Source organism: Geobacter sp. OR-1 (genome assembly GCF_000813145.1).
Lineage (GTDB): Bacteria > Desulfobacterota > Desulfuromonadia > Geobacterales > DSM-12255 > Geoanaerobacter.
The window spans coordinates 90,232-103,881 of record NZ_BAZF01000009.1 but is presented as its reverse complement, the minus strand read 5'-3'; the positions used below and the strand labels follow the sequence as shown (position 1 = coordinate 103,881).

Here is a 13,650-nt window from a genome sequence, read left to right as displayed (position 1 = left end):
CGGGGCGTTTTTTTGTCGTACAATTGCCTGCATGATCACCTATTGCACCAATATCCATCCCGGCGAAACCTGGGACGCGGTGTTTGGAGCTCTTCAGCAGCATATTCCTGCCGTCAAATCGGCGGTATCCCCAAATGCCCCGTTCCCCATCGGCCTGCGTCTCCCGAACCTTGCGGCAGTCCAGCTGACTGCAGCAGAAAACAACCGCTTCCAGCGCTGGCTTGAGGAACAGGATTGCTTCGTCCCCACTTTGAACGGCTTTCCGTACGGTTCGTTTCACAATTACCGAATCAAAGAGAACGTCTATCTACCGGATTGGCGATCCCCGGAGCGCTCCGCCTACACCATTCGGCTGGCCGATCTCCTCTCGACCTGGCTGCCGAAGGCAATTACCGGATCGATATCAACTGTCCCGTTAGGGTTTAAGGGGGCAGCCCGCAAAGATGACCTCCCCACGATCCTCAAACAGCTGGAAGCGGTGCTTTCCCACCTGGCGAGGATTTACGAGCAGTCCGGAGAGAAAATCCTGCTGGCGCTGGAACCGGAACCTGGCTGTCTCCTGGAAACTACCGCCGAGGTCTGCCGTTTTTTCAACGACTTTGAGCTTCCGGAACGGCTGCGCCGGCATCTTGGACTTTGTTACGACTGCTGCCACCAGGCAGTGGAGATGGAAGATCCTGTTGCGTCGCTTGCCGAGCTGAGAGGGGCAGGGATCGAGATCGCAAAGGTCCAGATTTCATCGGCAATCAGAATTAAAGACCCGGCGGCGACTCTGCTGCAGCCGTTTGCCGAACCCTGTTACCTGCACCAGGTTGTCATTCGCCGCCAGGATGGTAGCATTACTCGGTATGCGGACCTTCCTTCAGCCCTTACCGGCCATGACCGGCAATCAGGGGACGAGTGGCGCTGCCATTTCCATGTGCCAATATTCCAGGAACGGTTTGGAGATCTGGGGACAACTCGATCATTCATTCAGCTGCTCCTGCCTGTCGTGCCGACCGGCGTACTCCTGGAAGTCGAGACTTACACCTGGGATGTTCTGCCGAAGGCACTCCGGTGTGAGTCAGTGACCGACTCGATTATCCGCGAAATTTCCTGGCTCAAGGAGCAGCTCAATGCAGCGCACTGTGATCCTTAATGTCGTCGGCCTTACCCGATCGCTGCTCGGAGGACCGTGCACCCCGCGGCTAAATCATTTTCTTCCATCTTCCATTCCGATAAGGACAATAACACCTGCTGTCACCTGCTCGGTCCAGTCAACCTACCTGACAGGCAAGATGCCGTCCGACCACGGTATCGTCGCTAACGGCTGGTTTGAACGCGATCTCGGCGAGGTCATGTTCTGGAAGCAGTCCAACCGCCTCGTCGCTGGGGAAAAAATCTGGCACGAGGCGAAACGCCGCAACCCGGGCTTTACCTGCTCAAACTGCTTCTGGTGGTATGCCATGCAGACCGACGCTGACATCACCATGACACCACGCCCCCTTTACTGTGCCGACGGCCGTAAACTGCCGGACTGCTATACGGTCCCTCTGGAGTTGCGCGACAGATATAACAGCCAGTTTGGGCAGTTTCCGTTATTCCATTTCTGGGGGCCGGCAACCTCGATCGTTTCCAGCGAATGGATCGCCAATGCCATGGCGACGGACAGGGAATTTTCACCAACCCTGCAACTCGTCTATCTCCCGCACCTTGATTACTGTCTGCAGAAGTCGGGGCCAAGGGGCGACGTCTCCGGGGATCTGGCCGAAATTGATGCCCTGTGCGGCAAATTGTTTGATTTCTTCGACGGGCGGGGGTGCCGGGTCGTTGTCCTCTCCGAATACGGCATCACCCAGGTGTCACGCCCGATCCACCCGAACCGGATCCTGCGCGATGCCGGTTTCCTCTCCCTGAAGATCGATCAAGGGCGCGAATACCTCGACCCGATGATCAGCAGGGGCTTTGCTGTTGCCGATCATCAAGTCGCCCACCTGTATGTCCGGAATCAGCAGGACATTCCGGCGGTCAAGCAGCTTTTCACAACGGTTCCCGGAGTAGAACTAGTGCTGGATGCAGATGGCAAGCGAGCCCACGGACTGGACCACCAAAGGTCTGGTGAACTGGTACTAGTTGCAGCTGCCGAAAGCTGGTTCTCCTACTACTGGTGGCAGGACGACAAAAGTGCCCCCGATTATGCCAGAACGGTTAATATCCACGCCAAGCCGGGTTACGATCCGTGCGAGCTGTTTCTCGACCCGGCTATCCGTTTCCCCAAACTGAAAATTGCTGTGACCCTGGCAAAGAAGATCCTGGGGTTCCGTTACCTGATGGATGTTATTCCTCTTGATGCCGCTCTGGTTAAGGGTTCGCACGGTAGAATCACCGACAATCCCGACGATGGACCGCTTTTCATGACCAGCGCTCCGCAACTACTTGAAGGGAGCGAAATCGAGGCAACTGCAGTTCGTGATCTTATTCTGCGGCATGTTTTCGACGCCTGATCATGGTTTTTTCCTCAACCATCAAGCCGTACCTCGATCTCTGCAGGATCAGCAACCTGCCGAGCATCTGGACCAATGTCCTCTGCGCATTCATGCTGGCGAACGGACAGTTTGCACCCGAACCATATATTGTGCTGGGAGTTTCTCTTTCGTGCTTCTACCTGGCAGGTATGTGTCTCAACGATATCTGCGACGCTGGCTATGACCGGGTTTACCGCCCTTCGCGTCCGATCCCGTCGGGACGGGTCTCCATGGCCGGGGCGGTTGCGCTCTCAGCCGCTCTTCTAGCGACAGGTTTTCTGCTCCTCGCCTTCCTTCCGTATCGACAGGGTCTGTTTGCCGCCCTGCTGCTTCTGGCAGCGATCATTTGGTACGACCTGCATCATAAGAAGAATCCTTTGAGTGTCCTGTTGATGGCCTCCTGCCGCTTTCTGGTATTTGCCGTGACCGCGCTGGCCACAACCGGGACGTTCCCCCCACAGGTAATCTCTGCCGGTGGCATTCAGTTCATATACGTCATAGGGATCAGTCTGGTAGCGCGACATGAATACAGCCGGAAGGAGCCGTTTACCTGGCCGGTGATACCTCTGATGCTAACCGGGATATGCATCTTGGACGGAATCCTACTGGCATTACTTGTCTCCCCGGTTTGGCTGGTTGCCGGACTTGGCGGTGCGCTGCTGATGTGGTTGGGACAGAAATTCGTGCGAGGGGACTGATTATTGTTGTTCTCCAGCATAGTGTCGAAATATTTTACGTTTGTGTAATCGTTCCTGGCACCCGCAAGTTAACCCACTATATTTACAATCTTTTTTCATAATGGCACACGTTTTGCTGCATGTGTTTATACTAATTGGTAATTTCATATTTATCTTTAAAAGAAAGGGGGAAGTATGAATAAGCTTATTGTGTATCTATGCTGTTTAACGTTTATCTTATCAATGGCGGTATCTGCGGGGGCAGAAATAATCAATGGGGGATTTGAAACCGGAACCTTGACAGGGTGGAATTCTTCCGGGCAGACAAGTATCGTAAGTGCAGGTTTCGACCAACGGACTAACAACAATCTCAATAAGGTCGGAATCGGGTCCAACGCAGCTAAAGTAGGGGATCAAAATGCGTGGGGGTATAGCGGTAACCAGTATAGCTCCATTTCCCAGCAATGGGTAAAGACTGATACCTTTTCCCATCTTTACTTTGCTTGGGCAGCAGTAGGTCTTGTGCCAACCAACGGCTTTCCTCATTCCTACGATGAAACCCCATGGTTCCAGATTAAAGTCGTTGACATTACAACCGGCGGTTCAATTTTGTTTTCTGAAGACTATTTCACTGGGAATATCGGCAGCATAACGCCGGGATGGCTTGCAGGGGCTACACACAACGGGGGTTTGGGAACTGATGATGCTGGAATCTGGTACTATCGTCCGTGGGATACATTTGATCTGGATCTGGCAGGAATAGCCGACAACGACGTGCTTAAAGTAACGCTAACTACTAGAGACTGTGATCCAAGCGGCCATGCATCTTACGCATACCTTGACGGCTTCGGCTCAATTCCACCCGTTATTAACCCAGTTCCAGAACCTTCAACCATGCTCCTCCTTGGAGGAGGTCTTGCTGGATTAGCATTGTGGAGAAGAAAGAAGCAGCACTAATTAACAGGAAACTGCCCAAAAAGGACGGCCAAGTTGACCGTCCTTTTTTATTAATAGCCCCACAACTGCATTTCTGAATCTCTAACCTCTTCCAAGCAAACCATTAAACAACGATGTCGGGCTTCTTTACACAACCAAACAATAGCCCCACAGCCATTAAACCATGCATTTCAGTATGTTAGCAAAATAATCATTAATCAATTAATATCAATTGATAAAATCAGCTGTCGATATTTTTTTACACAGAATAAACATTTTTTGCATTAGTATATATTTATGTATCATATCAGCTTAATACTAAAGCATTATTTGCCAATGGCATATATCCTGCTTCTTACGGTTGAATCTCAACAAATGGAGGCAATATGAAATCGCGATTAATTACTCTTCTCGCATGCGGCTTGCTGCTAACAGCAGCAATGGCCACAAAAGCCCAGGCAGCATTGGTGGATCTTGGACCTGGGTCATTCTCCCCGCTCGCCTCGGTTATCACCTTTAGCGAAAAGCCGCTGTATACCACAAACCCGGTATACACATTCACCGGCCTTCCCAGTTACGGAAACTTGACGGTCAGCTTTGGTGGTAATTTTGTCGGTCAGGCTGCGGGCGGCTCTCCGGTAACCTTGACCGATCATTCGCCGAACGGCCCGCTTGCACTTGATCCGAATGCTCCCCTGACCCAGATCGTGGGTGACGGAGCAGCGCCGACATCACCGGTGCTCAGCGGCTCTCCCATTTTCAACGGTCCGATTTCCGTACTGTTCAGCCAGCCTGTTGCCGGAGTCGGGCTGTCCGGTGGCTATTTTGACGCGATAGGCGGCACAACCATCGAGGCTTACGATATCAACGGCAACATCCTGGGGAGCATCACCAATACCCAGCTCGGTATCGAATTTTACGGCCTTGCCGACTCGACCGGGGCAAACATCATTTCCGGCATCTCATTCTTCATCACCGGCAACGAGCCTGCCGGATTCGGGATCGACAACCTTACTTTCGGCGCAGCTGATCAGATCATCGATCCAGGCGTCACCCCGACCGTTCCGGAACCTTCCACCATGCTCCTCCTTGGCGGCGGCCTTGCCGGCCTGGCTTTCTGGAGAAGGAAGAAGCGCGCTTAATCCGAACATGCAGCCAATACAGAAAGGGCGATCAAATGATCGCCCTTTTTTTATGGTTCACATATATAAAAATCGGCACTCCAGTCGAATTACGACGAAGTGCCGATTAGTCTTTTGTTCATTACAGCCATAATGGAGAGCAATTGCAGGCGACTACTGACAAATCCAGGTCAGACTGCATCGCCGGTCAACTCCCGGCGGCCGAAAATTGCCTTCAGGGAGTACCCCTCCGCTTCGATGTTCTCGCGCCCCCCCTCTTCACGATCGACCAGGGCAACAATCCCCAAAACCTTCAGCCCTTCTTCTTCGGCCCTCCGGACCGCTTTCATGGAGGAGCCGCCCGTGGTCACCACATCCTCGACAATCACCACTTTTGTCCCGGCGGGAAGATTTTTGCGCCCCTCAAGCCATTGCCCGGTGCCATGCCCCTTTGGCTCCTTCCTGATGATGAACGCATGCAAAGGATTGCCATCCAGCAGGGCGGCAACAGATGTGGCAGTGGCAATCGGGTCGGCGCCAAGGGTAATGCCGCCTACTGCCTGCACCCCGGCGAATTCCCTGGCAGCCTGGTAGAATAGTTTCCCAACCAGAAACCCCCCTTCGGCGTGAAGTGTCGTCTGCTTACCATCAAAATAAAAGTCGCTTTCTCTTCCGGAAGCGAGGGTCACCCTCCTCTTTTCATAGGACAGCTCCATAATGATCTGCTTCAGTCGTTCACGGTCGGTCATCTCTTCTTGCTCCTTTAAGAATATTAGTATCCGAAACTAGAATAAGTCGAGTTGCGGCTCAGGGCCGAGTCGGGGAAATCCTATCGGATAAACGCCGGAAAAACAGGCATGGCAAAACGATTCCTTATCTCCGCCCACAGCGGTCAGCAATCCTTCAGAGGATAGATACCCGAGAGAATCTGCGGTAATATAGCGCCGAATCTCTTCGAGGGTATGCGAAGAGGAGATCAGCTCCTTCCGGTTCGGCGTGTCAATGCCGTAATAGCAGGGATAACTGGTGGGAGGAGACGAAATCCGCATATGGACCTCGCTGGCGCCGGCCTGACGAACCATCTTCACAATTTTGCGGGATGTGGTGCCACGGACGATCGAATCGTCGATAACCACAACCCTCTTCCCCTTCAACAACTCGCGGACAGGGTTCAACTTGATCTTGACACCGAAATGCCGGATCGACTGCGCAGGCTCGATGAATGTCCGGCCTACGTAATGGTTTCTGATCAGTCCCAGTTCGAAACGGATTCCGGATTCCTCGGCATACCCCATTGCAGCCGGCACCCCGGAATCCGGCACTGGGATGACGATATCGGCATCGACTGCATGTTCCCTGGCCAGCTGCCGACCCAGCTCCTTCCTGACCTGATAAACATTCCGGCCGAAGATGAATGAATCCGGCCGGGCAAAATAGACATGCTCGAAAATGCATTGGGAGGTCTTGACCTTCTTGAACGGAAAGAGCGAGGTCATTCCGCCGCGGCCAATGACAATCATCTCGCCCGGCTCGATTTCGCGAATGAACTCGGCCTCGATCAGGTCGAGGGCACAGCTTTCAGAAGCAACGACGTAAGACTCGCCCAATTTCCCCAGGCACAGCGGACGAAAACCGTGCGGATCACGCACCGCCACCATGCGGGTCTCAGTAATGAACAGGAGGCAGTAAGCCCCCTTGATCCTGTTTAAAGCTTCAACAACCCGATCCTCCAGGCTGCTGGCCTTAGAAGCGGCAAGGAGATGGACTATGATCTCAGTATCCATGGTAGTCTGGAAGATAGAGCCCCATGCCTCCAACTCGGCTCTGATCAGCTGGGAGTTGACAATATTGCCGTTGTGAGCGACCGCGATTGCACCGCGAGAGTAATTCACCAATATCGGCTGGATATTCTTCGAAACCGAATCGCCGGTGGTGGAGTACCGCACATGGCCGATGGCTGAATCACCCGGAACATTGCGGAAAATCTCCGGATTACCGAACACATCGGCCACCAGACCCATGCTCTTGTGGGAATATAAACGCTGTCCGTCCGAAGATACGATCCCGCAAGATTCCTGCCCGCGGTGTTGCAGGGCATAAAGACCCAGATAGGTAAGGTTTGCCGCCTCACGATGATTATATATTCCGAAAATGCCACACTCTTCTTCAGGCCGATACAGGTTCATATAACCCTTTCTTGGTTGATGAATCATGGTTACACAAGATTGTTTCGAACATACTCTGCTGCGTTGCGATAGAGAATCAAGCCATCCCCGGTTTCGGGGAGCTGTTCGCGACTCCATCTGGGGTGTTGGGTATAATGGACGAAGGCCTCGGGATGCGGCATGAGCCCCATAAGACGTCCGGTCGGATCGCACAGGCCGGCAATGGCATTCTGTGAACCGTTGGGGTTAAGGGGGAAATCCATGGTCGGCGCCTGGAATTTTTCATCTGCATACTTCAGAACTGACAGATGTCCGGCCTCGATCCGGCCCATGGTGTCCTGGTCAGTGCAGAGAAATTTGCCTTCGCCATGCCTGACCGGCAGGTAGATCCCGTTCACTATGCCTTTGGTATAGATGGAAGGAGAATCGGCATCAACCTTCAGGTAACACCACCGGTCCTGGAACCGGCCGCAGTCATTGTGGGTAAGGGTCGCGGTCTGGTTCAGGTGATTGCCGTCCAGAGCCGGGAGCATCCCCATTTTGACCATTAGCTGGAACCCGTTACAGACCCCGAGGATCAGCTTGCCATTATCGATAAACCGGATGAACTGTTCCACCAGCCGTTCTCCGGTGCCGGAAACCCTGGCGTTGGTAAGGCGATTGGCCTGGGCCTTGGCGCTCCCCAGGTCATCGCCGTCCAAAAACCCGCCGGTAAGATTCAAAAAATGGAAGTCATCCAAAGTTATCTCTCCGGACAGGATTTCAGCGATATGGGCTATGACCGCTTCGTCAAAACCACCCAAGCGGCAGGCATGCGCCGCCTCCGTTTCACAGTTGGTGCCGTTTCCGGTTATTACTATTGCACGTGTTTTATCCGACATTTCAGAGTTCCCTCAATGTATTCTGCCAGGATTCCTTAAGCTCGGCAAGTCCTGCCTTGATCACTTCGGACCCGTTCAGGCCAATAATCGCAAGCAACGGCTCCGCCGTTACCACACCCACACAGGCGAAACAGTTGCCGCTCATGAGCGATTCAAATTCCCCCCGCCTGTCCGGACGGACGGTCACAAGATGACGCGATGCGGACTCGCTGAACAGGAGAGTGAGATCGTTTCTCCCAGCCTGGTCCCCGTGCCATAACACCTTGGCAAGATCCATTGAGATGCCGAACCCTCCGGCAAAAGCCGCTTCTGCCGCAGCCACGGCGAGTCCGCCATCCGAGAGGTCGTGACATGATGCGACAGTTCCTGCCATCACCGTCTCGTGATAGGCCTTATATCGGCGATAAGCCCTTTCAGCATCTACTTTTGGGACCTTATTGCCGACCAAACCCTTCATGGCCAGGAACTCGGACCCGCCGAGTTCATCAGCAGTCTTGCCGAGCAGGTATACTAGGTCCCCCGGCCTCTTAACATCCATGGTAACGGCCTTGCGGCTGTCATCCATCTTGCCGATCACCGAGAACAGGAGCGTCGGTGGAATGGAGATCTTGGTCGTACCGTCGTAAAAATCGTTTTTCATAGAGTCCTTGCCCGAGATCAGCGGCAGGTTGTAAGCCAGGCAGAGATCGTACAGGGCCTGGTTCGACCGGACCAATTGAGCCATCTTGTAAGGACCGTCCGGAGTCTTCTCCGACAGAACCGGATCGCACCAGCAGAAGTTGTCGAGACCGGCAACCAGTTCCAGAGAACCGCCGACAGCAACATAGTTGCGCAACGCCTCATCAATGGCGTTGGCAGTCATGTGATAGGTATCGATATCCGAATAACGTGGGCAAATGCCATGTGCTGTCACCACCCCCTCGAAGGAGTCGAGTATCGGCCTTACCACCGCTGCGTCGGACGGACCATCGTTGGCAACGCCGGTAAAAGGCTTGACCACAGAGCCCCCCTGAACCTCGTGATCATAACGCCTTACAACAGATTCCTTTGAGCAGATATTGAGGGAAGAAAGAAGCGCCCGCAGATCGTCGGCATAGTCGGCCTTTCCCTCCAGCACCGGCTCTGTATGGACCGGCGGGGTCCACTTTGCCGGAAGCTGCATCGGCGGAAGCCCTTCGTGCATGAATTCCATCGGGAGCGAGGCAACCGTCCTGTCGCCGAAAAGGATGTGAAAAACTCCCGTGTCGGTAAACTCTCCCAGAACGGTAGACTCCACGCCGAACCGCTTCGACATGGCCATAAACTCATCGATCTTTTCAGGCGGCACAGCAAGAGACATCCGTTCCTGTGCCTCGGAGATCAGTATCTCCCATGGGTTGAGCCCTGGGTATTTGAGTGGCGCCTTGGCAAGATCCATACGACACCCGCCGCATTCGCCCGCCATCTCACCGATGGATGACGACAGCCCGCCGGCACCGTTATCGGTAATAAACCGGTAGAGACCCTTGTCGCGCGCACGGATCAGAAAATCGAACATACGCTTCTGGGTGATCGGATCGCCGATCTGGACGGCTGTAACCGGCGAGTTCTCGTTCAGTTCCTCGGACGAGAAGGTAGCGCCATGAATGCCGTCCTTGCCGATCCTGCCGCCGGACATCACGATCAGGTCGCCGGGCATAATGCTCTTCTCGTGCCCGGGGCGACCGTTGACCTCGGCGGGCATCAGACCGGCAGTACCGCAAAAAACCAGCGGCTTGCCGCAGAACCTCTCGTCGAAGACGATAGAACCGTTGACAGTGGGGATGCCGCTCTTGTTCCCGCCGTGTTCCACCCCTTCGATGACCCCTTCATAGATGCGACGCGGATGAAGCAGCCGCGCCGGCAGCGGTTTGTCGTAAAAAGGGTCGGCAAAACAGAATACGTCGGTATTGAAGATCAGCTTTGCGCCTTGGCCGGTACCGAACGGATCCCTGTTGACCCCGACGATCCCGGTCAGCGCTCCGCCGTAAGGATCGAGCGCGGACGGGGAATTATGGGTTTCGACCTTAAAAACCAGCGAATGAGTATCGTTGAATCGAATCACACCGGCATTGTCCTTGAATACCGAGAGACAGAAATCCCGGTTGCCCAGCCTCTCGCGAACATCTTTGGTAGTCCGCTGGATAAAGCTTTTGAAGAGCGACTTGATCTCGGTGCGGTTGCCGTTTTCATCCTCGTAGTGTACCGTTCCGGCAAATATCTTATGTTTGCAGTGCTCCGACCAGGTCTGGGCAAGGCATTCAAGCTCAACATCCGTTGGCTTGGCCCCGAGCCCCTGGCTGCGGCGCATCTCGATGACCTTCGGGTCGCGATAATGCCCCTGGATGATCTTCATCTCCTCCAGAGTCAGGGCGAGAACGCCATCCTTGCTGATCCGCAGCAGCTCTTCGTCCGAGACCTCCAGATCGATCTCCCGAACCTCGGCCCTGGTTTCACCGGACACCTTCGGCACATAGGCAGGGAATCCCCTTTTGGCGGCAAATTCGGCAGAAGAAACAACGGCATAGCGCTGGATCAGTGTGTTGCAGAGCAGCCCGCTGGCAATCTTCTCGACGTCTGATTGCTGCAGATCCCCTTTTATCAAATACTGGACCGAGTAATAGACCCCTTCTTCAGAAGAAAATGGGCGGGGAATCAGGTATTCGGCCGCTTCACGTGCGGTTCTCCCGACATTGTCGGTAACTCCCGGGCGGAATCCGACCTCAACCGCAAAATCAAAGTCTTTCCCCTGAGGTCGATCAACGGTCCAGGTCTGAATAACCGGGTCGCAGAAAGGACCGGCAGCGATCTTTTCCAGAAGATCGCGGGATAGTTCGGCGTCCACGGTGTAGACGTCTATCGATCTGACTTCATGAACCGGGAGATGGAGGAAGTGCGATATTTCATCACATATCCGCTCTCCGCGGGCATCTCTGACATCTTCCCCAAGTGCAATCTCGATTCGGTGTGCCATCAGTCTTCCTTATGAAGGTAAATGGTCCTGGTTGGAAACGGAAATACGATGTCCGCTTCGCCAAACCTTTTAATTATCAGTTCGTTTATCAAGTCAGTGGCAACGAACGCCTTGGTATAATCCGCTACCCAAAAGAATAGCGTCATATTGAGGGCGCTGTCGCCAAATGAAGTAAAATAGGCCTCCGGAGCCGGATCCCTGAGCACGATGTCGATCTCCAAGGCAGTCGCCACCAGGGTCTTTTTCGCCAGCTCGACATCGGTGCCGTAGGCTACCCCGACAGACACCTTCCCCTTGGCCCTGATATCCGGAAATGCCTGGTTAATGACCGTAGTGTTGCATAAATCGGAGTTGGGAATGATCAACAGGGTATTGTCCACCGTCTTGATCTTGGTGGTACGAAGCCCGATATCCGCGACATCGCCCCAATTGCCGTCCTTCAGGTGAATCCGGTCGCCGATCCGGAATGGCCGGTCAATCATCAGGGTGAAACCGGAAATCATGTTGGCAAGGGTATCTTTTGCCGCCATGCCGATGGCCAGGGAGCCGATTCCGAGAGCAGTCACAAGGGATAAAATGTCGTAGTTGAAATGCTTCAGAACTATTATCAGCGCTGTGCCGACAAGGAATATCGTTACCAGTTTCTCGGCAAGGGGAAACAACTGCCGGTCGATCCCCTCGCCATGCCTCTGAACCAGACGGGCGGCATACCATTCGAGGATTTCGTCGGTACACCGGTAGGCCACATTCGTGAGGATAGCGATGTTGAAGATAAACACCAGACCGGAGGCTATCAGATGGACCTTCTGCGGCAATGACAGGTAGCTGATTGCGTAGTAAAGGCCGGCAAATACCACCAGAAGCGAAATGGGTGGGGTTATCCGCCGGAGTATCCGATCGTCAAGATCTGTTGCGGTAACAGAGGTGAAACGAGGCGCAACATGGACCAGGACCCAACGTACCACCTTGGATAACCACCAGAATCCGGCAAAAATCAATAATGCTACCAGGATCTCCTTGACCCAGAAGAGATACAGGCTATCCGATTCCTGCAGTCGATAGAAATCAAGGATTCTATTCACCGAATACCCTCTTGAATATTGTGTCCACATGTTTCAGATGGTATTTCAGGTCAAACGACTCGCGAATCCGAGCTTCGCCCAATGCGCCGAAGACTTCGGGATCGGCCAGCAGTTCGGTGAGGAAATCCTTCCCTTCCTGCCAGACCTTCATGGCGTTCTTTTGCACCAGCCTGTAGGCATCTTCGCGTGAAACTCCGGCCTGGGTGAGATCTAGCAGTATCTTCTGGGAAAAAACCAGCCCCTTCATCTGGTTGAGATTCCTGATCATGTTCTCAGGATAGACGACCAGATTTTTTATGAGGCCATTCAGGCGACGGAGGGAGAAGTCGAGTGCCACCGTGGCATCCGGGGCTATGTACCGCTCCACTGAACTGTGAGAAATGTCCCGTTCATGCCAGAGGGCCACGTTTTCGAGCGCCGGGATACATAGCGAACGAACGTATCTCGCCTGTCCGGTGAGATTTTCGGAAAGGATCGGGTTCCGCTTGTGCGGCATGGCAGACGAACCCTTTTGCCCTTTGCTGAAAAATTCTTCGGCCTCCAGCACCTCGGTCCGCTGGAGGTGACGGATCTCGATGGCAATCCGCTCCATGGAAGAGGCAATAACTGCCAGCGTGCAGAAATACTCGGCATGCCGGTCTCGGGGAATGACCTGGGTGGAGACCGGCTCGGGCTTGAGCCCCATCTTCCCGCAGACGTACTCCTCGACAAACGGATCGATATTGGCAAAGGTACCGACAGCGCCTGAAATCGCGCCGGTAGCGATAGTTTCCCGGGCAGCGGCCAACCGTACCCGATTCCTCTTCATCTCGGCGTACCAGGAAGCAAGTTTGAGCCCAAAGGTAACCGGCTCGGCATGGATGCCGTGCGAGCGCCCCATGCACACCGTATCCTTGTGTTCCATTGCCCGCGCCCTGATCGAATCGAGAACCATGTCAAGGTCTGTCAACAGCTCGTCCGCAGCCTGGACCATCTGCATGGAGAGACAGGTATCCAGCACATCCGAGGAGGTCATCCCCTGGTGGATAAAGCGGGCCTCTGGACCGACAAATTCGGCAACCGAGGTCAGAAAAGCTATCACATCGTGTTTGACCTCCAATTCAATGGCATCTATGCGTGCTATGTCAAAGTTACCTTTTTCTCGTATTACCGGAATCACTTCTTTAGGAATTACCCCCAGTTCGGCCTGGGCCTCGCAGGCCAGTGTTTCAATCTCAAGCCAGATGCGAAAACGGTTTTCCGGCTCCCAGATTCGGGCCATTTCGGGTCGGGTGTAACGTGGAATCATTGCT

11 protein-coding genes are annotated in these 13,650 nt (G+C 54.0%); 5 read left to right on the top strand and 6 right to left on the bottom strand.

Annotation, left to right across the window (positions count from 1 at the left end):
- The first annotated feature begins 31 nt into the window (after window positions 1-31).
- The 5 genes from eboE to OR1_RS22760 all read left to right on the top strand — a co-directional run bounded on the left by eboE (window position 32) and on the right by OR1_RS22760 (window position 5,259).
- Window positions 32-1,138, top strand: a complete 1,107-nt coding sequence (gene eboE / locus OR1_RS11210) for a metabolite traffic protein EboE (RefSeq protein ID WP_041971950.1) — start codon at window positions 32-34, stop codon at window positions 1,136-1,138.
- Window positions 1,116-2,483, top strand: coding sequence for a nucleotide pyrophosphatase/phosphodiesterase family protein (locus OR1_RS11205; protein WP_041971949.1), 1,368 nt, complete (start codon window positions 1,116-1,118; stop codon window positions 2,481-2,483). Before eboE ends, OR1_RS11205 begins: the two co-directional genes overlap by 23 nt.
- 2 nt (window positions 2,484-2,485) lie before the next feature.
- The gene (locus OR1_RS11200) at window positions 2,486-3,202 is read left to right on the top strand and encodes a UbiA family prenyltransferase (protein WP_041971948.1); all 717 of its coding nucleotides are present in this window, start codon (window positions 2,486-2,488) and stop codon (window positions 3,200-3,202) included.
- 174 nt (window positions 3,203-3,376) lie between these two features.
- On the top strand, window positions 3,377-4,138 hold the full coding sequence (locus OR1_RS22765) for a PEP-CTERM sorting domain-containing protein (protein ID WP_041971947.1): 762 nt from the start codon (window positions 3,377-3,379) through the stop codon (window positions 4,136-4,138).
- 365 nt (window positions 4,139-4,503) lie between these two features.
- Window positions 4,504-5,259: a PEP-CTERM sorting domain-containing protein gene (locus tag OR1_RS22760; RefSeq protein WP_041971946.1), complete on the top strand. Its 756-nt coding sequence runs from the start codon at window positions 4,504-4,506 to the stop codon at window positions 5,257-5,259.
- A 170-nt stretch (window positions 5,260-5,429) separates the two neighbouring features.
- Here the strand turns inward: OR1_RS22760 and pyrE are convergent, their stop codons facing one another.
- The 6 genes from pyrE to purB are packed head-to-tail and all read right to left on the bottom strand — an operon-like array spanning window position 5,430 to window position 13,646.
- Window positions 5,430-5,987 carry an orotate phosphoribosyltransferase gene (gene pyrE, locus OR1_RS11185; protein WP_041971945.1) on the bottom strand — a complete coding sequence of 186 codons (558 nt, stop codon included), beginning with the start codon at window positions 5,985-5,987 and terminating at the stop codon, window positions 5,430-5,432.
- A gap of 36 nt (window positions 5,988-6,023) precedes the next feature.
- On the bottom strand, window positions 6,024-7,424 hold the full coding sequence (purF, locus tag OR1_RS11180; RefSeq protein WP_041971944.1) for an amidophosphoribosyltransferase: 1,401 nt from the start codon (window positions 7,422-7,424) through the stop codon (window positions 6,024-6,026).
- A 29-nt stretch (window positions 7,425-7,453) separates the two neighbouring features.
- A complete protein-coding gene (locus OR1_RS11175; protein WP_041971943.1) occupies window positions 7,454-8,284 on the bottom strand; it encodes a phosphoribosylformylglycinamidine synthase subunit PurQ in 831 nt (276 codons plus the stop codon).
- A 1-nt stretch (window position 8,285) separates the two neighbouring features.
- On the bottom strand, window positions 8,286-11,276 hold the full coding sequence (locus tag OR1_RS11170; protein ID WP_041971942.1) for an AIR synthase-related protein: 2,991 nt from the start codon (window positions 11,274-11,276) through the stop codon (window positions 8,286-8,288).
- Window positions 11,276-12,358 carry a mechanosensitive ion channel family protein gene (locus OR1_RS11165; RefSeq protein WP_041971941.1) on the bottom strand — a complete coding sequence of 361 codons (1,083 nt, stop codon included), beginning with the start codon at window positions 12,356-12,358 and terminating at the stop codon, window positions 11,276-11,278. Before OR1_RS11165 ends, OR1_RS11170 begins: the two co-directional genes overlap by 1 nt.
- Window positions 12,351-13,646: an adenylosuccinate lyase gene (purB, locus tag OR1_RS11160; RefSeq protein ID WP_041971940.1), complete on the bottom strand. Its 1,296-nt coding sequence runs from the start codon at window positions 13,644-13,646 to the stop codon at window positions 12,351-12,353. Before purB ends, OR1_RS11165 begins: the two co-directional genes overlap by 8 nt.
- Between the last annotated feature and the right edge of the window lie 4 nt (window positions 13,647-13,650).